Here is a 24,876-nt window from a genome sequence, read left to right as displayed (position 1 = left end):
ACCCGGAGACACCACATGAGAAAACTCATTCCAGCGTTCGCGCTGTTGATTGCAGGATGTCAGGACCTCGCGGTCACTGATCCGAATGCGCCGGACCGCGCCCGTGCGACCAAGGCTCCGGTATCCGCGGAGACGTTCGTCGCGAGCTCGTTCCGCACCTGGTGGCCCGTTGCTGGCCACGGGAACTATCCGTCGTGGGCATTTTCCACAGTCGCGCACGACGTTACATCGGGATTCGCCGACTTCGGCCAGCTCGAGATCTCGACAGAGCCGCGCTCGGCGTGGAACAACAGCCCTGTCAACACGCAGAATAGCGTCAATCAGCGGCCGTGGTACGATCTGTACAGTACGATCTCGACTGTCAACGACGCGCTCATCGCGATCGACGGTGGTCTGGTAATCGGTGACGCGGCGCGCACTACGCGCACCCGCGCCGTTGGCAAGTTCATGCAGGGAGTGTCGCACGGATATCTCGGCCTCTATTACGACTCGGCCTTCGTCGCCACCGAGAAGCTCGCGCTGGATACGATCACGACGCCGCAATTTCAGCCGTATCCCGCGGTGATCAAGGCGGCGATCGGCCAGCTCGATAGCGCGATCGCGATTTCCAAAACCGCCAACTTCACGTTGCCGGGTGATTCGTGGATGTTCGCAGCGATGGATCAGAATGGTTTTGCGAGGCTGGCGAATTCGTTCGCAGCGCGATTGCTCGCATACTCACCGCGCACGAGCGCGGAGCGCGCGGCAGTGGACTGGAACGAGGTGATCCGTAGAATCGACGCCGGCATCACGACAGACTTTGCACCCGTGGCGCAACCGAACATTCTGTGGGATGACTGGCAGCGTCTCGCCGCACGCGTACGGAGCGGGCCGCCGAGTGATTATGGGCGTCCGAGCTACTGGCTGCTGGGACCGGCGGACTCAAGTGGTGGATATCAGAACTGGATCAACACACCGTTGACGAGCCGCCAGCCATTCCAGATGCGTACCAGGGATCGTCGCATACAGGGCGCAGCGGGTCCGACGGCCACCGGCAAGTATATCGGTTACAATGCGTCGTCGATTGGAGCCGCGAGCCGCGGCACGTATCGCTACTCGTACTACTACTACATTCGAAACGGTACCGGCACGAGCTGGCAGAACGGCCCGACGCCGGACATGACGCGCACCGAGATGGACTTGCTGAAAGCAGAGGCGTTGATCCGCCTCGGTCGCGCCAGCGAGGCCGTGCCACTCATCAACAAGACGCGCGTCGCGAACGGACAACTCCCGCCGGTTACCGTCGATGGACCGCCGGACGAGGCCGGCTGCGTGCCGCGCAAGTTGAACGGGCAGTGCGGCAGCCTGTGGGACGCACTTCGCTATGAGAAGGGAATCGAGAACTACGGCGTGAACGGAGTCATCGCATTCTTCGACGCGCGCGGATGGCAGACGTTGCCGGAGAACAGCATCGTTCAACTGCCGGTTCCTGGTGCGGAGCTGGCGACGCTGCGCCGCGCACTGTACAGTTACGGCGGTGCGGGTAATCCGGGCAGCGCACCTGCGCCTGCACCTGAGAAGTGTCCAGTTGCGCTGGCACGATGCCAGTAATGCTTTTCAGAGCGCGGCGATTCCTGCTGACCGGCACGCTTGTTTCAGGCGCCGGTCTGCTATCACCCGTCACTGCACGCGCTCAGGCGACGTCGCCCGACCAAACCGGTTCGGTGCTTGCGGACTATCAGTGGCGCAGCATCGGGCCCGGCTCGCCCGGCGGACGCATCACCGACGTCGAGGCGCTGGATACCGATTTCCGTTTCGTGATCGCGGCCGCAGCCTCCGGCGGAGTCTGGAAGAGCACCAATGCAGGAACGACATGGACGCCGATCTTCGACCATTACGGATCGTCGTCGATCGGCGACATCAAGATATACCAGCCTGATCCACGCATCCTGTGGGTCGGCACCGGTGAGGCGAACAACCGCAACAGCGTTGCGTGGGGCGACGGGATCTACAAGTCGACCGACGGTGGCGAAACGTTCACCAACGTCGGACTGCGCAACACGTTCCAGATTGCGCGCATCGTCACGCATCCCAGAAGTCCGGATACTGTTTACGTTGCGGCGATCGGAAATCTCTGGGCGTCAACCGGCGATCGTGGCGTATTCAAGACCACCGACGGCGGAAAGAACTGGGAGAAGCTAGGCGGTGGACTGCCGAACGATCCCAGGATCGGCGCCACCGATGTCGTCATGGATCCCAGCGACCCGAACGTTCTCTACGCAGCGTTCTATCAGCGCGAGCGTCTTCCGTGGCGCTACAACGCTGGCAGCACCGACGGCGGAATCTTCAAGACGACCGATGGCGGCAGAACGTGGACCAGGTTGGCGAACGGATTGCCGACGGGAGAAACCGGACGCATCGGGCTCGACGTGTATCACAGGAATCCGAAGATTCTCATGGCGATTGTCGAGGCGAAGCCTGGCTCGGAGGATCTCGCAACGGCCGGCTCCGGCATCTATCGCAGCGAGGATGGCGGCGCAACGTGGCGGTACCTCAATCGCTACAACAACCGACCTTTCTATTACAGCCAAATTCGCATCAACCCGTCCGACGATCAGCTCGTGTACGTGCTCACGACCAGCTTCCAGTGGTCGACCGACGGCGGCAGGACATTCGAGGCGGCGCGCGCGCCGTTCGGACCCAACTACGATCATCATGCGATGTGGATCGATCCGGCACACAAGGATCGCTTCTATCTTGGCAAGGACAAGGGTCTGACGCTCACGCACGATAACGGATCGTCGTTCATCTTCTTCGACAATCTGCCCATCATGCAGGCGTACAAGGTCGCCGTCGACATGCGCACGCCGTACGCGATCTATGCCGGGCTGCAGGACAACGGCACGGTCGGGACGATGAGCTTCACACGCGACGCACTCGGCATTCGCAACGACGCCGCATGGAAGCTGCACTGGGACGATGGCCAGTACGTAGCAGTCGATCCACGCGACTGGCGCACCGTGTATTCGGAAGGCACCCAGGCATCGTTTCGCGTCGTCGATCCCATCGGCCACACCGATACCGAGCGGCGAATAACGGAAGCGAACATCGTCAACTTCAAGAACGTCGCTCCACCTGTAAAGGCGGGCGATCCACTTCCACGCCTTCGCTTCAACTGGACCTCGCCGTACATACTCTCGCCGCACAATCCCGACGTTCTGTACTACGGATCCAACTATCTGCTCAAGTCGACCGACAAGGGCGTGACGTGGAAGGCGATCAGCAAGGATCTGTCGAAACACGACCTCTCGAAGAACGGAGTCGGAACTGGTGGCCTCACTCCTGACGAAACAGGTGCGGAAAGCTACGCGACGATCTTTTCCGTATCCGAATCTCCGATTGCGAAGGGAACGATATGGGCCGGCACTGACGACGGAAATGTGTGGCTGACGCGCAATGACGGTGCTACCTGGACACAAGTCGACGCAAACATCCCCGACGTACCGAAGGGGACGTGGGTGAGTCGCATAGTCGCGTCGGCGACGGACGCGAATACCGCGTACGTCTCGTTCGATGGCCATCGCAGCGATAACCGCGCTCCGTGGCTGTTCAGAACGACCGACGGCGGCAAGACATGGAAGAACCTGTCTGCCGGACTCGCACAGAATTCGCCAGTGTACGTAATCGAGGAAGATTCGAGAAACCCGAATCTGCTGTTCGTGGGCACCGAGCACGGCGTGCAGGTTTCTCTCGATCGCGGCAACACGTGGCGGCCGATGCAGAATGGCCTGCCCGTCGTCGCCGTCCATGACATAGTCATTCATCCGCGGGATCGCGACGTAATACTCGGCACGCACGGCCGCGGCATCTACATCCTGGACGACATCACAGCGCTCGAAGAATGGAAGCCGGCTCTGGCTACGACTGCCGCGCATCTGTTCGTGCAGCGCCCGGCCACGATATGGGTGGACGAGAGTCGCAGTGGGCAGATGGGCGAGAACACGTACGCAGGTGGGAATCCTCCGTACATCGAACCAGTCAATTATCAGATGCGTGACCGCTCGCACATCGTGAACACGCCGCTGATCACGTTCAGCCTCGGCGCCGGCGCATCGGGGACTGCGACGCTCGAGATAACGAGCCCGGATGGACGTTCGCGCACGCTGTCAGTGCCAGCCAGGCCAGGAATTACGCGTTACGCGTGGGACGGTCGGATGGAAGCACCGCCAACTGCTGCTCCGGGTGCACGTGCACGCCGCGCGCCGCCAGCCGTCATTACCCCGGGAGTCTACAAGCTCAAGCTCACTTACGGCGGAAGCACGTCGAACGGAAGTATTGTAATGCAGCCGGATCCGTTGTTGAAACAGTAAGTCGTCTGGTGAACAGGATTTGAGGTAAGTAATTCCAGGTAAACGTCATTCCCGCTGTAGGGCGCGGATGCATCCGCGCCTCGGGAATCCATGTTATCGATCTCTGGACGCGATGGCAGCGTCGTGTGGGTCGGCAGCAGATGGATTCCCGCTTTCGCGGGAATGACGTTTATTGGGCATCACTCGCGAATGACGCCCAGTTTGCCAGCCCGCAGTCCGCTTCGCTCGCCGTCGAAGACTCCATGGCGAGCCATGTAATGGAAGCGGTCGGCACCCAAGCGGTGCCCCGCGCCAAATGTTTAACGAGCGATTCGGGCCATATGCCGTGCAGGGGGTTAGGCACGATGGCGACCCGATTCAGGCCGTGCGAGGATGGGAACGGCGGAATCCGCGTGGCCTGGAGGGTCTTTTCACCGCGAATGCGCCGTTCATGCCTCAAATGTGACCGTTCACCGGTTCCTGCTTGTCAATAACCGCATACTGGATACTTTATCCGTGGGAAACAGATCTGTATCAAGTTCGTACCATTTCCCAATACCAGGTCGCCAAGGAGGAAAAAGGATGGGACGTCTCGTTCGACTCACCACCGTGCTCACGGGTGCGCTGGCGCTATTGCCGAGCTGGTCACACGCTCAGGGTAGCGCCCAGGTCACCGGGCGCGTGACAGCCGTGGGCGGCGCGCCGCTGCCGGGTGCCAGCGTCTTTGTCACCGGAATGAACATCGGGTCCACGACGGGGGAGGACGGGCGTTACTCGTTCACCGTCTCCGCTGACCGGATCACCGGCAGGGCCGTCACGCTTACGGCGCGACGCATCGGATACAAGATCGGAACCGCCTCGATTGTTCTCACCGCGGGAACGAACACACACGACTTCACGCTCACCGCGACCACTACCGCGCTCGAGGGCGTCGTCGTCACCGCGCTCGGCATTCAGCGCGACAAGCGATCGCTCGGTGTGGCCCAGACCAGCGTTAACGCGAGTGAGCTCACCGCAGCGCGTGAGCCCAATATCGTCAACGCGCTCGCGGGCAAGGTGCCCGGCGTCGAGGTCACGAATGATGGTCCGCCAGGCGGATCGTCCCGCATCGTGATACGCGGCGAGAACTCCATCACCGGCAACAACCAGCCGCTCTTCGTGGTGGATGGTATTCCGATCGACAACTCCGCCAGCACCAACAGCGGGTTTGGCGGATTCGACTTCGGCAACGCGGCTTCGGACATCAACCCTGACGACATCGAGTCGATCAGCGTTCTCGCCGGTGCCAACGCAGCCGCGCTGTACGGCGCACGCGCCGCGAACGGGGCGATCGTCATCACGACGAAGACCGGCAAGGGCACCCAGGGGATGGGCGTCAAGGTGAGCCAGAATCTCACCTTCGAGACACCGCTCCGGCTGCCCGAGTTTCAGAACGTGTACGGTCAGGGCTCCGGTGGCAATTTCGCCTACAAGGATGGCAAGGGCGGCGGAATCAGCGACAACGTCAACCGCAGCTGGGGTCCCAAGATGGATGGCCGGCCGATCGTCCAATGGTGGAGCAACGGAGTTCCAGAGCCATGGGTTCCGGCCCCGAACAACGTATCTGACTTCTTCAATACCGGCCGCACCTCCACGACGAACGTCGCGGTCACCGCAGCTGGCCCGCGCTCGGACATCCGCATCAGCGCGACCAATCTGGACGTGAAGTCGATCTATCCAACCAACACGCTCCAGCGCCTCAATCTCAGCATGAACGGCGGTGCGCAGATCACGTCCAAACTGAGCACGCGCGCGAACGTGCAGTACATCCAGGATCGGAATCAGAACAGACCGCAGACGGGTTACAACGCCAACAGCGCGATCTTCAACCTCATGATCTGGGGCGGTCGCCAGCGCGATCTCCCGCACATGAAGAATTACATCAATCCTGACGGTACGCAGAACGGACCGAACCACACCACCACCAACAATCCGTATTGGGATGTTTACGCGGACCCCAATGCTGACACGCGCGATCGCGTGATCGGCTCCGGCGACGTGACGTACAAGTTCAACGACTGGTTGACTGGTATGGCCAGAACCGGAACCGACTGGCACCGCGACTGGCGCAAGCAGGAATACGCCAATGGCAACATCGGTGTCGATTACGCAGGCGGCGCGTTCTTCGAGCAGAATCTCTTCGTTCGCGAGACGAACAGCGACTTCCTGCTGACCGCGGAGAAGAAGCCGACGGGCAAGCTCGGAATGACGTTCAATTTCGGTGGTAACCGCCGCGACAACGCCAACAGCAATTACAACGACGGTACGCCGCACCTCGTAATTCCCGGCACGTTCAACATCGGGAACTCCGCAGTAACGCCTCTGGTGTCGTCGTTCGCATCGTCTCGCCAGACCAACAGCTTGTACGGCCAGGCGCAGTTCTCGTGGGACAACTACCTGTTCCTGGACGCAACCGGCCGCAACGACTGGTCGTCCACGCTCCCTCAGGGAAACAACTCGTACTTCTATCCCTCGGTGTCGGGCAGCTTCGTCTTCACCGACGCAGTGCCGGCGCTTCACATGGGCGGGTTGCTCTCATATGGAAAGCTGCGCGCAAGCTGGGCACAGGTCGGTAACGACGCCGATCCATACCAGCTCGCCGTGACGTATTCGCCCGGCACTCCGTTCGGATCGATTCCGCGGTTCACCGTGCCGGATCAGATTCCGAATTCGAATCTCAAGCCCGAGCGCACACGCTCGTGGGAGACCGGTGCAGAGCTGCGATTCCTGGACGATCGCGTTTCGTTCGATGGATCGTACTACAACAAGCTCACGAGCGATCAGATCATTCCCGCCCAGATCACCTCGACCATCGGATACACATCGGCGGTCGTCAACGCCGGATCGCTGCGTAACCACGGTATCGAAGGCCAGCTCAACGTCACACCCATCAAGCGCGGCAACTTCCAGTGGGATGTCACGGGGAACTATGCGAGAAACCGGAGCGAGGTCGTAAGTCTGTACAAGGGACTTCAGACCGTCGTGCTCGGCACCTACTGGGGACTCAGCGTCGAGGCTCGCGCGAATCAGCCTTACGGGACCCTGTACGGGAATCCGTATCTGCGCAACGCACAGGGCCAGTTGATCACGCTCAATGGCCTTCCGCAGACCGATCCGACACAGCGTGTGCTCGGACACTATTCGCCGAACTGGATCGGTGGCCTGCAGAACAAGTTCCACTATGGCCACTGGGATTTCAGCTTCCTCTTCGACACCAAGCAGGGTGGTCAGATCTTCAGCACCACCAAGATGTTCGGCGAGGAGTCGGGAGTACTCAAGTCCTCGCTGCTCGGCCGCGAGACGGCCGAGTCGCTCGCCGATGGTGGCGGACTGATCGTCAGTGGTGTGAATGCGGATGGAAGTCCGAATACGACGAAGGTTACATCACAGGCGTATTTCAACTCCCTGTTCCAGAACCACGAAGCCAACATAGTGAGTGCAACCTTCACCAAGCTGCGTGAAGTGAGACTCAACTACGAGGTGCCGCAGTCGGTGGCCGGCCGGTTCCGCGTCTCGGCGATGAACGTGGCGTTCGTTGGACGGAATCTGTGGCTGCACGCCGCGGCTCCGAACATCGATCCAGAGACTGCGTTCGACAACAGCAATGTTCAGGGAATCGAGTTCATCGGTGTCCCATCCACGAAGAGCCTCGGCTTTTCCGTCAACGTCACGCCGTGACCGCCACCCAATACTCTCAGAATGAGATGAGCATATGAGACTCTCAACAACAATCGGCGTGACGTCCGCGCTTGCTCTTGCACTACTGGCAAGCGGATGCGACAACAGCGGCCTTACCGGAATCAACAAGAATCCGAACGCGCCAGGCAGTGTAACTCCTCAGTTCCTGTTTCCGACGGCCATAACAGACGTCGTCGGGCGCGCGCGCGGGGGAAGCTTCGATCTGACGCTCACTTCGCTCTGGGCGCAGCACATCGCAATGGACCGTTTCACGGACGAGGACACGTATTCGATTCGTCCGGACAACATCAACGGATACTGGTCCGGTTTCTACGCTGGAGGTCTGCAGGATCTCGCGACGATTCTCGCGCACACGAGTCAGAAGGACAGTGCGAACATCGTCGCTCCAGCGCTCGTGATGAAGTCGTGGACGTTCGGAATCATGACCGATATATGGGGTGACATCCCATACTCGCAGGCCAACAAATCCGATCCTTCGGCACCCCCGCAATACGACGCCCAGAAGGACATCTATGCGGGAATACTCGCCGACCTCAAGACGGCCAGCGACATCAGCGCACCCGGCGGTGCGAATTATGGAACCGCCGATCTGATCTACAACGGCGACGCGACGAAGTGGAAGAAGTTCGCCAACTCGTTGCGCCTGCGTTATGCGCTGCGCCTGTCCAAGGTCGATCCGACCACGGCGCAGACGCAAGTCGCGGCAGCGATCGCAGCCGGCGTGTTCACATCGAACGCCGACAACGCGCTGCTCAAGTGGCCTGGTGACGGCACGAACAACAATCCGATCTACGCCAACTTCGTGACGCGCGACGACCAGCACATGAGCCAGACGCTGGTGAATATCCTGAAGAGCCTGTATATCTCGATCGGGCCGACGCCGGCAGATACGGTGTTCGATCCCCGTCTCGCGGTCTACGCCGACCCGATAATCTCGAGCCCGAGCAAGAAGCTCTACGTCGGTGCGCCGAACGGATTGCAGGACGATGCTGCAATCGCAATCGGGATCAACAACACATCGCGCGTTGGAATTGCATATCGCGGCAAGGCGACTCCATCGATCCTGATGGCGTACTCCGAAGTGTTGTTCGATGAAGCAGAAGCAGCCGCGCGTGGCTGGGCACCGGGCGATCCCGCTGCGCTGTACAACGCCGGTATTCAGGCGTCGATGCAGTACAACGGAATCGCGGACAACGTGACAGCGGCGTACGTCGCCTCGCCTCGCGTTGCGTACTCGCCGGCAACCGGTCTGCAGCAGATTGCGCTGCAACGCTGGATCGCCCTGTTCTCCGAAGGAACGGAAGCATACAGTTCGTGGCGCCGCACTGGCGTGCCGGATCTCAAACCCGGCCCGGCCGCGATCACGTCGCCGCAGGTTGTGCCGCGCCGCCTGACATACCCGGTGTCGGAGCAGTCCTTCAACAATGCCGCATGGCAGGCGGCGAGCGCCGCGCAAGGCGGAGCAACGCTGAACGGCCGCGTATGGTGGGACAAGCCGTAGTATTGATCATGACAGCAAACCGGGGACGGTGTTCCACCGTCCCCGGTTTGCGTAATGGAGAGTTATCCGCATGAAAGCACGTATCTGGCTCGGTGCAGGAATCGTTGTCGCTGGATTGACGGCGCTCGTCTCGATCGGAAATGCCCGTCCGCAGGGGCCAGGTCACTCCGACCCCAGCCGCTACGGCCACTCTGACCGTATCGAGCGTCACATGCTTCCTGCGGTCTCCACTGGACCGATGGCTCCCGTGTGGAGTCCGGACGGACGCTGGATCGCGTTTTCCATGCGCGGTGACATCTGGAAGATTCCGGCCGAGGGCGGTGAAGCGATCGCGCTCACGTCCGGACCCGGTGACTACTTCGAGCCGGCGTGGAGTCCGGATAGCAAGCGCATCGCGCTAGCGATGGACACCGGCAACGCCAATCTCGACATCGGGATAGTGAGCGTCGATGGCGGGACCGTGCAGCGCATCACTACCGATTCGGCGGTGGATGTCGAGCCCGTCTGGAGTCACGACGGAAAGAGTATCTACTTCGTAAGTCCGCGCGGCCCGGGGCGCGGCGAGTCGTTCCACATCTACCGGCACGATCTCGCGAGCAACACCGATGAGCAGGTCGTCGCCGGAATCCAGCCCTCTGTCTCACCCGACGGGAATCAGCTGGCTTACGTTGCGCCACAGCGCGGGCGTCTTGGCAGCGGTGGCATCTGGGTGAAGCAGCTTCCGTCGGGCGAGCCGCGTCTCGTGCATTACGAAGAGAGCGAGTACCGGATGAGGCCTGTCTGGACTCCGGATGGCACTTCGCTGATGTACGTGTCGGATGAAGGCGGAAGCAACGACGTGATGATCGTTCCGGTCGCTGGCGGAAATCCAGAGCGCCTCACCGCCGATGCACGCGACGAGTACGAGCCTTCGCCAAGTCCGCATGGTAACAGGTTTGCGTTCGTGTCGAATCGCGCCGGCGCAACGGTGCTCTACACTGCCGGCATCGGCGGAGGGCCGTTCTCATCCTGGTCGGCAGTGCCGATCCGCAGTCGTAAGCCGGTGATACCGAACGGCCGAATTCATGTCACTGTCCTCGGACCCGATGGCAAGCCGACGCCGGCACGCATTTACATAACGGCGAGCGATGGGCGCGGCTACGCACCGGAGGGCGGCTTCCAACGGTCCATCGCTGCAACAGGGACGCAATACTTCCAGACCACCGGTACGTTCGACGTCAATGTGCCCGCCGGACAGACGCAGATCGAAGCTCTCAAGGGCTACGAATATCATCCGTCTTCGGTGAAGCTCGATGTGACAGCCGGCGGAACGAAGAGCGCAACGATCCGGCTCGCCCGTCTGGCAGATCTTCCGGCGCGCGGCTGGTACTCCGGCGACACGCACATCCACGATCTGCACCAGGGACGTTTCGGTCTCACGCATCAGACGTTCTTCGATGAGCTGCGTGCGGAAGATCTACACGTCACCAACGCGCTGATCCACATGGACGGCACGCGCCTCATGGGTCGATGGGATGATTTGACGGGAAAGCCAAGCCCGTTGTCGACACCGCAGTACATCCTGCAATACGCCGAAGAGTTTCGCGGTCTGCTGGGACACATCTCGATACTCGGCATCAAGCGCTTCATCATGCCGCTCACAGGCGGAGTGCCCAATACTTCCTACGCGCAGCCGACGCTCGACGCGATGTACATCGATTCGGCACACGCGCAGGGCGGCATCGCCGGATTCCCGCATCCGTATTACTCGCTCGTGAAGACACCAGCGCAGGCCGCAAGCACGCTGATCCCCGTCGACGCGGCACTCGGCAAGGGTGATTACTACGACATAGGTGCGGTGTGGTCGGACGAGTATTCGTCCGCGGAGATGTATTACCGTTTGCTGAATTGCGGATTCCGAATTCCGGCAACGTCCGGCACGGATAACTTCTCTGATGTCTGGCGTGATCCACCGCCAGGAACCGACCGTACGTATGTGCATGTGAAGGGTCCGCTGACTCTCGCCAGCTGGTTCGCGGGAATCAAGGCAGGACACACTTTCGGCTCGACAGGTCCGCTACTGTTCCTCGACGTCGCTGGCCACGAGCCAGGCGACGAGATTGCGCTCGCATCCAGCGCTGCGCGCACGCTCAAGGTGAGCGCCAACGCAGTGTCGATCGCACCGATGTCGCAGTTGGACATTCTGGTCAACGGCAAGGTCGTGCGCAGCATCACCCCGTCCAACGCGGCGGATTCGCTCAAGCTGGCGTTCAGTGATACGGTTGCGATTCCTGAAGGAGGATGGATCGCGGCGAGAGTGATCGGTCCATCGTCGCGCTACATAGGCGACGGCTACTCGTTCGCGCAGACAAGTCCTGTGTACGTCGTTCGCGGAGGACATCAGTACATCTCAGCCGAAGATGCACACTTCCTGGGAGAAGCTGTGGACGCCGTGTGGACGAAGGAAGAACACGCACCCTGGCGTACGGACGCAGAGCGCGATCGTTTTCATGATGAGATCGTGCGTGCACGCGCGGTCTATCAGCGGCTCGAGGATCAGGCGAAACGGTAGGGTCGGGGCGCCTGGTCCCCGGTTGCGCGGCGGGGGCGGGGGCGGCGCGCGCTGGGCGGGACGGCGCCATTCGACTCGCGTGCCTCTCGAGTCAGATGAACGACAACCCTTCCATCTTGCGCGCCGTAACCCCCAACACCGCGCACGCCGACGCCATGACGTCCACGGTGCGACGCACCGGTCCATGAATTGGCCGATTCGTAATGAGCGGCACCAGCATGTGCTCTCTGTGCAACGCGCCGTGCGAGGATACGTGCGGAATCGGCTCGTAGTGCGCGCGGAAATCCCAATCCGGAGCCGCGGACAGTATCATGTCGCCACTTCGCGAGCACGACGAGATGCGCGCTATTTGTACGATCGAATCAGGATAGAAACTACCAACCGTTGCATCGAATGCGTCGCTCTCGCTCATGTCATCGCACTCACCGATTCCAAGGGGATCGCCCGTTACTGGGCGGTACGCGTATCGCGCGCCGTCCCATGAGACGACAGCACGGCCCCGGTCGCTCGTGCGCACCTCGCACGACGTGGACGACAGCGGAAGCAGCATCACGTCCACCGATTGTCGGCTAAGCAGCATGTCTGCAACACAATCCCACTCGCTGCTGAGCGACGGCCAGAAGCTCCGCGTTCGGCTCGTGAGCCCCGTATAGATGTGGGCCATTGCGTTGCCACTCACGGCTACCGCGATCTGCGCGCCACGCCGCACGGTCCACGGATGCGCTACGACCTTGAAACCAAGCGACGCCGTAACACCCGCGAGATCCTCGTGTGTCCTGACGGGTGAGTGTCCGTGATCGCTCACGATCCACAGGTGCGTCGAATCCCAATTGCCGGCGCGCTCAGCGTCCGCGCGAATTCGCCCGCACACGTCGTCCACCACCCGCATCGCATCGCGCACCATCGGCGAGTCGTGGCCGAACGCGTGCGACGCCTTGTCTATTCCAGTGAACGCGGCAAACGCGAACTCCGGTCCCTCATCGCGCACGCGTTGCACGAATCTGTCGCCAACGTTGCGATCGATGTCCAGCCAGCCGGAAACCCGGCCGCGAAAGTGTGTGATCGCGGTGCGCGCGACGAACGCGGTGCCGCTCCCGATCTGCCTGGACGGTGGCAGTCCGCGCCGAATGACGCTCAGCGCGCCGATGCTCGAATCGGCAAGCTCGAACATTGTCTCGGCGTCCTCATCCAGATCGCCGTCCAGAAAGCGGCACTGCGGCCCGATATAGCTGCGCGCATAGCTCGGCCATCTGCACGTCGAGTGGGCGCGATCGTACCATCTGAGGCCCGGCAGGCCGACGGAGCCGGGATGCTGCCCCGTCAGGAACGGAGTATACGCCGGCCCTGTTACCGAAGGGAACGCGGTAGTGACGGTGTGGAATCCACCATCGTCGGCAAGTTGTGCGAGCGCGGGAAGCTCGCGGGATTGCAGCGCCGCGCCCAGTACATCCGGGCGTGCGCCGTCGGCAAGCAGAATTATTACAGAGGGAGAAGGGGGCACTAGATTCGGTTATGGCAAAAACTGCAGCCAGACAATCTACGAAGACCAAGAAGCGCGCCACACCGACGCTTGTTCAGGATACCGTCTCTACCGAGCCCCTTCCCACGAAGCCTGCCAAGGCGCCTAGGACCGCTTCGGGCAAGCGGGTGAACCCGCAACTGCTCAAGCAGGCGAGCAAGACTGCACTCGAGGGCACCAAGGAGCGGACCGAGGCCGGCCACAGGATGGCCGGGCGGACCCCTCCATCCCAGGTAACGCCGCAGCGTCAGTCCGGTGCCACGCGCAAGATCGACGAGTCGATCCGCGATACACCTGAGTACGTCTCGGCTTCAAGTGTAACCGAGGACGAGAAGCTGCTCCAGGCGCCACGCTCCGCGGAGGAGGACTATACCAAGACGGATCCGTGGCGCGTCATGCGTATCACCGCCGAGTTCGTCGAGGGGATGGATGCGCTCGCGGATGTCAGGCGCGGCGTCGCGATATTCGGTTCCGCGCGCACCGCGCCCGACGATCCGATGTACCAGGCGGCTGAAGAGACCGGCCGCCTGCTCGCCGCGGCCGGCTTCACGGTTGTGACCGGCGCGGGACCGGGCGTGATGGAAGCGGCGAACAAGGGCGCGAAGGAAGGCGGTGGACACTCGGTCGGCTGCAACATCGAGCTTCCATTCGAGCAGGGTGCGAACCCGTACGTCGACACGCTCGTGAACTTCCGCTACTTTTTTGTGCGCAAGACGATGTTCGTGAAGTACTCCAACGCGTTCGTCATCTTTCCCGGCGGATTCGGCACGCTCGACGAGATGTTCGAGGCGATAACGCTGATCCAGACCGGCAAGATCTATCAGTTTCCGGTCATTCTGTTCGGTCGCGCGTACTGGGCCGGACTCGTGCGTTGGCTTCAGTCGAAAGTACTGGTCGAGCGCAAGATCTCGCCCACGGATCTGGATCTGCTCATACTGACCGACGATCCGCGCGAAGTAGTGGCCACGATTTCGCAGGCGTATGTCGCCGAGACGCGCACGGTGGAGAGGCGTAGGATCGGCCCGTCCCACTCAGTGGGCAAGTAGCAATTTCGCAATCAATTCCAACGTGACTACAATGACCGACAAGCCTTCCACTTCACCGATCACTGCGTTCGTCCGCGAGCATTTCCGTCACTTCAATGCCGCGACGGTAATAGACGCCGCAGATGCGTACAGCAAGCATCTCGATAGCGGTGGCAAGATGCTCGTCACACTCGCTGGTGCGATGAGCACGGCCGAGATCGGAAGGTCGCTCGCCGACATGATCCGGCAGGACAAGGTACACGCGATCAGCTGCACGGGCGCGAACCTCGAAGAAGATATCTTCAACCTCGTGGCGCACGACTATTACGAGCGCGTTCCGCACTACCGCGATCTCACTCCGGCGGACGAGCACGCGCTGCTCAGCCGCCACATGAATCGCGTCACCGATACGTGCATTCCCGAGATGGAGGCGATGCGCCGCATCGAGAGCGTGGTGCTGGAAGAGTGGGTCGCGGCGGATCAGAAGAAGGAACGCTTCTTCCCGCACGAATTCATGTACAAGATCCTTCGCAGCGGAAAGCTCAAAGGCGAATATCAGATCGGTCCGAAGAATTCGTGGATGCTGGCGGCGATGGAGAAGAACCTCCCGATGTTCGTTCCGGGCTGGGAAGACTCCACGCTCGGCAACATGTACTCCGGACACGTGATAACCGGCGACGTGAAGAACGTCCACACGGTTCGTACCGGCATCGAGTACATGATCGACCTCGCCGATTTCTATACCAAGCTCACGAAGTCCACATCGCTGGGATTCTTTCAGATCGGCGGAGGCATAGCCGGCGACTTTCCGATCTGCGTCGTTCCCATGCTGCACCAGGATCTGCAGCGGCCGGAAGTGCCGCTGTGGGGCTACTTCTGCCAGATCAGCGATTCGACTACAAGCTACGGATCCTATTCCGGCGCCGTCCCGAACGAGAAGATCACCTGGGGCAAGCTCGGCATCGACACACCCAAGTACATCATCGAGAGCGACGCATCCATCGTCGCCCCGCTGATGTTCGCGATGATCATGGGGCAGTAACCGATGCAACCTGTCGCGCGCACCTTCATCGCACTCGGTAGCATCAACGCCGCGCTAGCCGTAATCCTCGGCGCATTCGGAGCACATGCGCTCAAAGCGCGGCTCTCGCCGGAGATGTTGTCCGTGTATCACACAGCGTCGCAATATCATTTCTATCACGCGCTCGGCATGTTGCTCATTGGCGCGCTCGCAAGCCAGTTTCGGACTTCTGGAGCGCTGCAACTTTCGGGGTTCCTGATGCTCGCTGGCATCGTACTGTTTTCCGGCAGCCTCTACATCCTCGCGGTAACCGGCGTTACCTGGCTCGGCGCCGTCACACCGTTGGGCGGTGTGGCATTCATCGCCGCGTGGGTCGTGCTGGCCTACGCCGCGATGCGCGCGACCGTCTAGCCGGACTTCCGTCCCGCACTGTCACCCGCGGCGAGCGTCTGTTCCAGACGAGTCAGCAACTCCCCCTGCGCAGCGTTGATTCGCCCGCGCGCCGCTGCCGGATCGAACCAGCCGCAACGATCCACCTCCGGAAAGGTGATCATACGACCCGATCCGCGCGGCCATTCGGTTGTCATGCTGTTACTGACAATCGTGTCGGGATCCGCGTCCCCCTCGAACGCCCATGCGTGCACGATCTTGCCCGCGCGTTGCCGGATGCTGCCCAGATCGATGAACGGGCCCTCAGGCGCGATGCCGGTCTCTTCCTGAAATTCTCTGCGAGCAGCATCCAGGATTGCCTCGCCAGCTTCCACGCCGCCCTTGGGGATCGTCCACGCGCCGTCGTCCCGGTTTGCCCAGAACGGACCGCCCGGGTGCGCCAGGAAGAATTCGAGCGCGGCCGACCCTGCGCCGCGGCGAAACAGAAGTAGTCCCGCACTGAGGTTGGGGCGGCGACCCTGTGGACTCATGAGGGGTTGGATGGTTTGATAGGTGCGTAGGATTACAGCAGTTCGATTTGAAGCCAGGCCGCGCTCCGTCGTAATCTATATCTACGCCGCGCTGTATTCATTTGGTCCGCGTATCTGTACTACGCACTCATTCCGTGCTACTGCGCTCTCGGGGCAAACAGTAACTGCATTGCGTCGCCGTCCGCCAGAAATCCATGCCTCTCGTACATCGCGCGCGTGCGGATGGTCGGCCAGAGAAACACGGCATGAACCTGCCTTCGCGCGCTCCACTCCAGAACCTGGGACAGCATGCGGGACCCGATACCCTGCCCACGCGCGGCCTCCAGTACGAAGAAGTTGGTGAGATACGCATGTTCTTCCGGCTCGTCGGTCGGAGTCGGGATCTTTTCTACTAACTGAATCCAGACGTTTCCGATCAGCTGGTCGCCATCTTCAGCGACCCAGCAATACCAGCGACCGTCACCCAGCCGCTCCATCATCCACGACCGGCAGCGGTCGACAAAATCCGGCTCATCTTCGACGGGCGCCGAGAGATTGGAGCGAAAGTCGTAGCGAAGCTGGGCCAGCTGTGCGACGTCGTCGCGGGTCGCATGCCTTATCTGGTAAGCCATCCGATCAGTCTAATTGATGATCTGTGGATCCGGCTGCCGCTCAACGCCGGCTTGCCAGCGCGATCCGAAGTCCGAGTCCGATGAATATCACGCCCGTGATCTTGCGCAGGACATCGGCCGACCTGCTGTTGGCGCGCACGCGTTCCGCCGCATGACTCGCGCCGAGCGCGACGATCGCGTTGACCGCGGTACCGGACGTGTCGAAGATCAGGCCGAGCACGACGATCTGGGCCGCCGCACTTCCGCGTGCGGGGTCGACGAACTGCGGCAGGAACGCGAGGAAGAAAAGCGCGACCTTCGGATTCAGAATGTTGGTGATCGCACCCTGACGAAAGATCGTCGCGAGAGATGCGCGCGCGACCTCTCGTGTTGCGACCGGTGACTGCGTCGCGAATGCGCGCACACCCAGGTACATGAGGTAGATCGCGCCGCCGATGCGCACTGCCGTATATGCGATCGGCACCGCCGCGAGCAGGGCGGCAAGGCCGAGTGCGACCGCGGAAATGTGAAACAGTGTGCCTGTCGCGATGCCGAGCGACGAAACGATGCCGGCGGCGCGCCCTTCGCTGGTACTGCGCGCCGCGACGTAAAGCATGTCCGGTCCAGGTGTCACATTGAGAGCGAGGCCCGCCGCCATGAAGAGCAGCAGCGAATGCAGCGGAGGAATCACGAGCGGGATGACGGGTTCCCCTCATCTCGCCCACGCGATGTCGCGCGCGCATCCACCTCCGCGATCGCCTGTTGCGCCTGTTGCCAGTCGATCACGGGGGCGACGTCCTCGTCATCCAGCTGCAGCGATTCGGTCGCGCGCCGAACTATCGCCTCGCCATTCGGGATCGCCAATCCGAACTCGAGCTCGGCCTGCCTGCACAGCCTCTCTTCGTCGGGTCGTTCAGCAGGATCTGATTTTCCGGTCGCGAACACGTGCGCGTGCATTCCCTCGTGCACGATGGACGATGCAATCTGCGCTTCAGTGAATTCCGGATTCACGCTGAAGGTGAGCTCGACCAGGCAGGTGCGCGAATCAGGGTAGAACGCCGCACGGCAAGGATAACGCACGACGTGGATGCGGGAAAAGTCCTGCGTCAGCTGTGCGAAAGTGGCGGGCCGGTATTGCTGGATGAGCCCCAGCGCGGTGTCCAGTCGCCTGAACACGAGCTCGGAGTCGATGTCGGGACGCGTGTTGATGAGCGTGACCGGGAGACCGCGCAGGGTGCGTTTCTCGGTGGCCCAACCCTGCAACGCGCGCATCGCCTGTACGCGCCACCTTTCAACGAGGTCGCCCAACATGATCGTAACTTCGCTGGCGGCGCTGGGGCTGTCCAGCTGGCATGCAGTGCGGGGAAGTGCCTGCTACTTGCCGCCCCTGTTCGGCGCCATCCGGTTGATCAGCGTGCCGATCGTCATTCCGGCCGCGATTCCGAGCGCGAGAGCGATCGGAAGATGGTGGGTGTTGGCGGCGAAGGTGGCGCCCATGGCACCGCCTATGATGATCCAGCGGCCGCGATTGTCATTCGGATTGACGTGCATCGCTCGCTCCGTGCAAAGGTTCTGTCGCTCGATGGGGCTCAGGAGGCAGCCCAGTTATAGACGTGCCTCGGCCGTCGAGGTCACCGCCAGGGAGGCGTTATACCTTTGTATCGGCCGAAGGCCCGTAAACAGATGGTAAGGGGACGTCGTTGAGACGGAGATAGACGCTCAACTGGCCACGGTGGTGGATCATGTGGCTCAGGATGAACGATCTCAGAACGGCGGCGCGGGGAAGGGTCCAGACGGTCCGGCCGGCCCGTCGGAGCGTCCACGGCTCCATCATGTCGGAATCCGAAGCCGACTCTATTGCTGCTCGGGCACGCCGTACATTCTCGTCGAAAGTGCGAATCAGATTTGCCGTGGAATCGAATTCCGGACTTCTGCCGCTCCCCGTCTCGTTCAGGTCCAGCTCGTCCGCTTCCATCGCTATGAGCCCAAGCCGCGGCAGATTGCCGATGTGCGACGCGAGCTGGCCCAGAGTCCGTGACTTGATGTGCGGTGTCCACTGCGCGCGAGTCTCGGGCACGCGTTCGAGCATCGTGCGTGTTGTCGCCATCTCCTGATCGAACTCTGGAAGCACGCTTCCGGCAATCGACATCTCATTCTCCTGACAGAGTTGCGACGGAGAATTGTCTAACGCTTCTCCGCCGAAGAGTCGAGCTCGAACACGGGAAGCTGCAGCCCCCAGAGGATTGCCGCTAGACGTACCCCCGCGATCACCGCCATTCCGGCGAACGACGGAATGGGGCGCGGGACGCTCAGTTCCTCGAGTATGACGTAGGTTGCCGTGCCGGCGATCGCGGCGGTCGCGTACAGGTTTCCGCGCTTGAGCACCAGCGGGATCTCGGCACTCAGCACGTCGCGGACAATTCCGCCAGCGGATCCGGTTATCGTGCCGAGCACCACGCAGCTCACCGGCGGAAGCCCCGTTCGCTCGGCGATCTGTGCCCCGGTAATACTGAACAGCGCGAGTCCGAGCGCATCGGCGAGGAGAAGTGCTGACCGGGGTGGCCGCCGCCAGCGCGCATAGGCGACTGTAAGCAACGCCGATGCAGCGATCACCAGAATGTACGACCCGTTGGCGAGCCAGAAGATCGGGCTGCGATCCAGCAGCACGTCGCGAATGGTGCCGCCGCCGATCGCAGTGACGAGCGCGAGCACCACCACGCCCAGTAGATCGAGCTGCTTTCGCCCAGCGGCAAGCGCGCCGCTGACAGCGAACACCGATACGCCTATAAAGTCGAGTACTGCAGGTAGCGTCACGCGTTTCCCGCGAGCTACACCGGCATCCCGTAACGATCTCTCAGTATTCCGATGTGATGCGCGGCGTGGCCGGTGATGATGTACGCCAGCGCCCGCGCACTCACCGTGAATCCGCTGGCTGTCCCCGTTCGCAGCCAAGCGTCACCGTCGATCTCCTTTGTGAGCGCGATCGTTGCTGCGCGAGTTGCGCGAAACGAATCGACGAGAGTGCCGATCGGCAGACTATCGAAATGCGCTGCATCGACGTATGGCTGCTGGTCGAAGCCCGGTAGCGGCGTCTTATCGCCGCGCGCGATGCGGAGCATCCGGCACGCGAAGATTCGCTCGGCGTCCGTGATGTGGCCGACAGCTTCCTTCACGCTCCACTTGTCCGGCGCATAGCGGTGCAGCGTCTGCGCGTCGCCGAGCGATCGGAGCGGATCCAGAGCTCCGAGCTGGGTGACGAGAGTCTCGAGCGCGTTCGTGCCCGCGACCGGTGCTATGTAGGTGTTGTAGTAGGGCGCGTATTCGTCGGCGCCGGGATGCGAGAGTACCTGAGTCGTCATCAGTTCCCTGTCAGTTCGGGTTGGGTTACCACGGCATCAGCGCCCCGACGCCGTACGGCACCGCCGCCGTGCACGGCGGCGCGGTGCCGACGTAGCTCTGGTCCAAGGTAACGACTTCCGATCGCAGCGAGAATTGCATCTCCCACACGCGCCCGCTTGCGAGGTACGTCCGCTCGCTCGCTGTGTACTCCATCTCGAGTCGGACGCCGCAGATCCGGTCTTCCGGAATACGCGCACTGTCGAGCTGCGCATGCAGCCAGAGCCCAAGACGGTCGACCAGCCCGATCGCGGTCACGTCGGCGGCGTTGAGCGTGCAGCGGCGCGCGAGGACATCGAGAACGAGCAATCCACCCTGCGGATGGTTGAGCCGCACCTCATTGGGATAGCGCCGATCCACCGCAACCATGTTGCACAGCGAGTTCGCAACCGCCTGGAGCGCCCTGTGGCGCTGTTTATCGCGTTGCGGCCACGCATTGCGTCCGAGCTCCGACACGAGCGCAAGTGGCAGCACGTAGTCGGTAAGAGCAGCAAGCCACAGCGTCGGCCTCGCGTTCATGCAGCAATCCGGGTAACGATGGTCATGGGCGCAATGGGTTGGCTGGGGTGCTATCGTAGAAAACGGTCTGCCAGCTGCACCAGACGGTCATCGTTTGTGGCTTCCGCTCTGTCGCGAATCCGGCGAACGTGTTCGTGCAATCTTGGCTCCCCCCAGTAGTAGCCCGTCGCTTCCTCCGCGCTCGGAGTCTCGCCGGCTCGCGCAGCTTCGAGCAGAGCGGCCGCGGCAGCTGCGTCAAACGTGGGATCGTCACGCTCGGGGAGTGCGTAGTTGCGGCGCGGTACGGTTCCACCTGCATCTTCGTTGACAAATGCTCGCGACAAGTCGGGCCGGCTCAGGTTGGGCTGGATTGAAAACGTCCGTGTTGCAAGATCGGTACTAGCGGCGGTCGTAAGGCTCGGGCCGGAAGCGGGTACGCGGGCCCGGACGCACTCAGTTCTTCAGGAAATAATCCACGGTCGAAACCACGCGGACCGTCTTCGCGACCTGGCTCTCTTCAGTGATTCCCTGGGCCTGATCGCGCGGGAGGATTTCGAACACTCCCTGACTAGCCTGACGAATGCCGCCGAGCTCGCTCCTGGAGTCGGTGGCGAACTTGGCGGCGGCTTCGCGGGCTCGTGCTGTGGCTTCGCCGATCATCGCCGGCTTGAGCTTGTTGAGACCGGTGAAGACGAAGGTCGGGCCGCCGTTTCCATACTCGCCGCCCGAGGACAGAACCACGCCAGAATTCACCAGCTCCGCCACATGCTGGCTCGCTGCAAGCACCGTCGCCGGATCGTTCGACCGCACGACGATCGTTTGATGGATTACGTAGCGCGTCGGCGCGCGATCGCTTCCACCGTACTGATTGGTGAATGCGTCCGAAACCTGGAAATTCGCGAGCGTCGCCTGAGTCGTATCGATCTTCTGTGCCGCGAGAAACTGCATGATCTTCTGAACGCTCGTCTGGAGCTTGGTATGCGCGACGGTCAGATCATTATCGGCGGCTACCACTCGCAATGGCCAGATGGCGAGGTCGGCCTGGACATCGCGCTCCGCGACGCCCTTCACGGTCACGAACCGGTCGGCGGAGCGACCGCGCGCGAAACCGTTTCCTATCAGGAGGCCGCCGATCGCTACTCCTAGTGCCAGGAGGATGGCGGGTACTGTCGACTGCTCCATCTTCATAGCGCCTTTTCTCCTTACGAATTGAGGGCCCGGCAGCTGGCCGGCCCGTTACGAGGGGTTACCGTGCGCGCCCTTTGTCGCCGCCGGGACGCCGCGGAGAACTTCCGGCTTTCGGCCGATTGGTGCCAGGCACTCCCGGTCGCGCCGGTTTGGAAGGCCTCCCCCGCCCGCCGGATGGTCCGGACTGTCCGGCACCGCCCGTCGACCGCCGCGCCGCCTTGGCAGCGGCGCGCGCACGATCCTCGGCTTTCTTTGCGCGGATCGCCGCGATGCGCTCGCCGCGCGGTACCTCGAGCTTCTGCGTGGGACGCGCATCGTAATCGAAATCCGGTACGGTTACGCGCGGCAGCCGCTTGCCCACTGCCTTCTCGATCGTGCGAAGATCGCCTTCCTCGTCCGGTGCCACGAAGGTGAATGCTTCACCCGTCGCATCCGCGCGCCCGGTACGGCCCACTCTGTGGATGTAATCTTCCGCGACCAACGGCACGTCGAAATTGACTACGTGACCCAGCTCTTCGACGTCGATTCCGCGTGCTGCGATGTCCGTCGCGACGAGCACTTTGTACGTGCCGTTCTTGAATCCGGCGAGTGCCGCCGTGCGTTGAGTCTGCGACCGGTTGCCATGAATGCGATCAGCCTTGACGCCGTTCTTCACGAGAAAGTCCGCGAGACGGTTGGCGCGATGCTTGGTGCGCGTGAACACGAGCGCCTGCTTCATCTCGCCGCGATTCAGCAGCGCGAGGAACAGCGGAGCCTTGAGCTCCTGCGAAATGGGATAAACGGCCTGCGTGATTCCAGTCGGCGGCGCCGCGTTTCGCTCTATGCGGAGCATCGCGGGGTTGGTCAACATCTCGCGCGTGAGCGCCGCGATTGGAGGCGGCATCGTCGCGCTGAAGAAGAGCGTCTGGCGCCGCGCCGGAAGCAGGCGCAGAAGCTTCCGGATCTCCGGAAGGAAGCCCATGTCCAGCATGCGATCGGCTTCGTCCAGAACCAGAAACTCCAGCCGGTCGAGCTTCGCGTACGGATGCCGCAGGTGATCCAGCAGCCGCCCTGGCGTTGCAACGAGCACGTCCACGCCGCTGCGGAATGCGTGTTCCTGCGGCGACATGCCGACGCCGCCAAATATTGCTGCGCTCGTTATCGGTGTGTGAACGGCGATCTCATTGAGATGCTCCGCGATCTGCGCCGCAAGCTCGCGTGTGGGCGTGACGATGAGTGCGCGCGTAGTTCCGCGCGGCCGCTCGATCAGCTTGTGAAGTATTGGAAGCAGGAACGCCGCCGTCTTTCCACTTCCGGTCGCGGCGCACGCAAGCACGTCGCGCCCCTCCATCGCGGGCGGGATGGCGTCCATCTGAATTGGCGTCGGACGAACGAAGCCCAGTTCCTTAAGGCCTTTGAGAAGATTGGGGTCCAGCTTGAAACTGCTAAATGACACGCGAAGTCCGTTTTTTTAGGGCAATCCTGAAAGTTAGCGGAATACCGGCCAATCGCGCTAAACGTGTGATTGAACGCTCTCTGAGTGACTGCGATCGCTGCCCTGTGGCCCTGTTCCCGCATTAAACGTGATTCTGCCGAATTGGCATCAAGTCTGCTTTCTTGTAAGTTCCAGTCATGAGCACCAACCCAGCATGAACATGTCAGAGGCAGAGACGCTGGCCAAAGTAGAGGTTCTGGCGGATCTCGAGGAAGAGGTGCGCCAGCTCATGGTGGCTCATGAGTCCAAGCGGATACTCTGGTTTCCGAGTGAGCTGCTCTCCGCGGCCCCCGACACGGACCCGGACAAGCACATCCGGGACCTCCGGCGCCGGGCCGAGGGAATCAGCACGCCAGCGCGAGTCGCGCTGGCCCTCAATCTTCTCACTGAAGAGGGACTGCCGCACTTTCACCGTCTGCTCGCCGCATACCTCGGCGGCGACACATTCTGGTCCAAGTGGACCAATCTGTGGACCGCTGAAGAAGATCGGCACGGTGCGGTACTTCACGACTATTCGCGCGACAGCCTGGTGCTGGACAATCCTGTGCTCGAGAGGATGCAGTTCGAGTATCTCAAGTCCGGCTTCGAGCCGACGTGGGACAAGGACCCGTATCGCGTTTTCGTGTACACCACGCTCCAGGAGCGCGCGACACAGGTCAGTCACGCCAATACCGGCAAGCTGGCAAGCGAATACGAGCCGATGATCGGCACAGTGCTGGCGAACGTGGCGAAGGAAGAAGCGCGTCACTACGTGTTCTACCGCAATGTCTTTCAGGAAGTGCTCGCCCGCGACCCCAATCGTGCGCTCGAGTCGGCTGCGGCCATCATGCCGTCGATCGACATGCCCGGTGTGAACATGCCGCACTTCCGCGAGATGGCGGATGTCATTCGGCGAGCTGGCATCTACGGGCCGCGCGACTATCTCAGGATCGTCGAAGAGCAGATCCGCTACTGGGCCATCGACGCGATCGAGGGGCTCAACGAGATCGGCAAGAAGGCGCAGGAGAAGATCATGTCGGTTCCCGCCCGCCTCGAACGTGTCGCCGACGCGATGGAAAGCCGCAACCGCGCGAAGACGTTCGTCTTTGCCGTCGCCTTTGCACGCGAATTCGACATGGAGTAGCCCG

At 61.9% G+C, this 24,876-nt stretch carries 22 protein-coding genes; 9 read left to right on the top strand and 13 right to left on the bottom strand.

Annotated elements, in window-relative coordinates:
• The first annotated feature begins 15 nt into the window (after positions 1–15).
• The 5 genes from V4529_15485 (at position 16) to V4529_15465 (ending at position 12,118) form a co-directional block, all read left to right on the top strand.
• Complete coding sequence (locus V4529_15485) at positions 16–1,590, top strand: hypothetical protein (protein MES2359738.1); 1,575 nt, start codon at positions 16–18, stop codon at positions 1,588–1,590.
• Complete coding sequence (locus tag V4529_15480; protein ID MES2359737.1) at positions 1,581–4,349, top strand: hypothetical protein; 2,769 nt, start codon at positions 1,581–1,583, stop codon at positions 4,347–4,349. Before V4529_15485 ends, V4529_15480 begins: the two co-directional genes overlap by 10 nt.
• Positions 4,350–4,910: 561 nt before the next feature.
• Complete coding sequence (locus tag V4529_15475; protein MES2359736.1) at positions 4,911–8,045, top strand: SusC/RagA family TonB-linked outer membrane protein; 3,135 nt, start codon at positions 4,911–4,913, stop codon at positions 8,043–8,045.
• Positions 8,046–8,103: 58 nt separating this feature from the next.
• Complete coding sequence (locus tag V4529_15470; protein ID MES2359735.1) at positions 8,104–9,567, top strand: SusD/RagB family nutrient-binding outer membrane lipoprotein; 1,464 nt, start codon at positions 8,104–8,106, stop codon at positions 9,565–9,567.
• 70 nt (positions 9,568–9,637) lie between these two features.
• The gene (locus V4529_15465) at positions 9,638–12,118 is read left to right on the top strand and encodes a CehA/McbA family metallohydrolase (GenBank protein ID MES2359734.1); all 2,481 of its coding nucleotides are present in this window, start codon (positions 9,638–9,640) and stop codon (positions 12,116–12,118) included.
• Positions 12,119–12,209: 91 nt separating this feature from the next.
• Here V4529_15465 and V4529_15460 read toward each other — a convergent pair whose 3' ends face one another.
• Complete coding sequence (locus V4529_15460) at positions 12,210–13,619, bottom strand: alkaline phosphatase family protein (GenBank protein ID MES2359733.1); 1,410 nt, start codon at positions 13,617–13,619, stop codon at positions 12,210–12,212.
• Positions 13,620–13,843: 224 nt separating this feature from the next.
• Between V4529_15460 and V4529_15455 the strand changes: the two genes are divergently transcribed.
• Genes V4529_15455 through V4529_15445 form a run of 3 tightly spaced genes read left to right on the top strand, consistent with a single transcriptional unit; the run spans position 13,844 to position 16,094 of the window.
• Complete coding sequence (locus V4529_15455; GenBank protein MES2359732.1) at positions 13,844–14,683, top strand: TIGR00730 family Rossman fold protein; 840 nt, start codon at positions 13,844–13,846, stop codon at positions 14,681–14,683.
• A gap of 31 nt (positions 14,684–14,714) precedes the next feature.
• Positions 14,715–15,704, top strand: coding sequence for a deoxyhypusine synthase family protein (locus V4529_15450; GenBank protein ID MES2359731.1), 990 nt, complete (start codon positions 14,715–14,717; stop codon positions 15,702–15,704).
• 3 nt (positions 15,705–15,707) lie between these two features.
• Positions 15,708–16,094 carry a DUF423 domain-containing protein gene (locus V4529_15445; GenBank protein MES2359730.1) on the top strand — a complete coding sequence of 129 codons (387 nt, stop codon included), beginning with the start codon at positions 15,708–15,710 and terminating at the stop codon, positions 16,092–16,094.
• Here V4529_15445 and V4529_15440 read toward each other — a convergent pair.
• The 12 genes from V4529_15440 to V4529_15385 all read right to left on the bottom strand — a co-directional run bounded on the left by V4529_15440 (position 16,091) and on the right by V4529_15385 (position 23,710).
• Positions 16,091–16,603: an NUDIX domain-containing protein gene (locus V4529_15440; GenBank protein MES2359729.1), complete on the bottom strand. Its 513-nt coding sequence runs from the start codon at positions 16,601–16,603 to the stop codon at positions 16,091–16,093. The genes V4529_15445 and V4529_15440 overlap by 4 nt on opposite strands.
• Before the next feature lie 137 nt (positions 16,604–16,740).
• On the bottom strand, positions 16,741–17,214 hold the full coding sequence (locus V4529_15435; protein MES2359728.1) for a GNAT family N-acetyltransferase: 474 nt from the start codon (positions 17,212–17,214) through the stop codon (positions 16,741–16,743).
• 40 nt (positions 17,215–17,254) lie between these two features.
• Complete coding sequence (locus tag V4529_15430; protein MES2359727.1) at positions 17,255–17,884, bottom strand: LysE family translocator; 630 nt, start codon at positions 17,882–17,884, stop codon at positions 17,255–17,257.
• Entirely contained in the window at positions 17,881–18,504 is a 624-nt protein-coding gene (locus V4529_15425) for a hypothetical protein (protein MES2359726.1), read from the bottom strand. The genes V4529_15430 and V4529_15425 overlap by 4 nt, the downstream gene beginning before the upstream one ends.
• A gap of 63 nt (positions 18,505–18,567) precedes the next feature.
• Entirely contained in the window at positions 18,568–18,744 is a 177-nt protein-coding gene (locus tag V4529_15420) for a hypothetical protein (GenBank protein MES2359725.1), read from the bottom strand.
• A 97-nt stretch (positions 18,745–18,841) separates the two neighbouring features.
• On the bottom strand, positions 18,842–19,342 hold the full coding sequence (locus V4529_15415; protein ID MES2359724.1) for a DinB family protein: 501 nt from the start codon (positions 19,340–19,342) through the stop codon (positions 18,842–18,844).
• A 35-nt stretch (positions 19,343–19,377) separates the two neighbouring features.
• Positions 19,378–20,007 carry a trimeric intracellular cation channel family protein gene (locus V4529_15410; GenBank protein MES2359723.1) on the bottom strand — a complete coding sequence of 210 codons (630 nt, stop codon included), beginning with the start codon at positions 20,005–20,007 and terminating at the stop codon, positions 19,378–19,380.
• A 14-nt stretch (positions 20,008–20,021) separates the two neighbouring features.
• Positions 20,022–20,552 (bottom strand): DinB family protein, encoded by a 531-nt coding sequence (locus V4529_15405; protein ID MES2359722.1) that lies wholly within the window; start codon positions 20,550–20,552, stop codon positions 20,022–20,024.
• Between the two features lie 25 nt (positions 20,553–20,577).
• Positions 20,578–21,108: a hypothetical protein gene (locus V4529_15400; protein MES2359721.1), complete on the bottom strand. Its 531-nt coding sequence runs from the start codon at positions 21,106–21,108 to the stop codon at positions 20,578–20,580.
• A 50-nt stretch (positions 21,109–21,158) separates the two neighbouring features.
• Positions 21,159–21,431 (bottom strand): hypothetical protein, encoded by a 273-nt coding sequence (locus V4529_15395; protein ID MES2359720.1) that lies wholly within the window; start codon positions 21,429–21,431, stop codon positions 21,159–21,161.
• A gap of 109 nt (positions 21,432–21,540) precedes the next feature.
• On the bottom strand, positions 21,541–22,275 hold the full coding sequence (locus V4529_15390) for an SIMPL domain-containing protein (protein MES2359719.1): 735 nt from the start codon (positions 22,273–22,275) through the stop codon (positions 21,541–21,543).
• Between the two features lie 58 nt (positions 22,276–22,333).
• Positions 22,334–23,710: a DEAD/DEAH box helicase gene (locus tag V4529_15385; protein ID MES2359718.1), complete on the bottom strand. Its 1,377-nt coding sequence runs from the start codon at positions 23,708–23,710 to the stop codon at positions 22,334–22,336.
• A gap of 193 nt (positions 23,711–23,903) precedes the next feature.
• Here V4529_15385 and V4529_15380 point away from each other — a divergent pair, with 193 nt between their 5' ends.
• Positions 23,904–24,872, top strand: a complete 969-nt coding sequence (locus V4529_15380) for an acyl-ACP desaturase (protein ID MES2359717.1) — start codon at positions 23,904–23,906, stop codon at positions 24,870–24,872.
• Positions 24,873–24,876 lie beyond the last annotated feature (4 nt).

It is taken from the genome of Gemmatimonadota bacterium, from assembly GCA_040388625.1.
Lineage (GTDB): Bacteria > Gemmatimonadota > Gemmatimonadetes > Gemmatimonadales > Gemmatimonadaceae > Fen-1247.
This window is presented reverse-complemented; position numbering and strand designations above follow the sequence as displayed.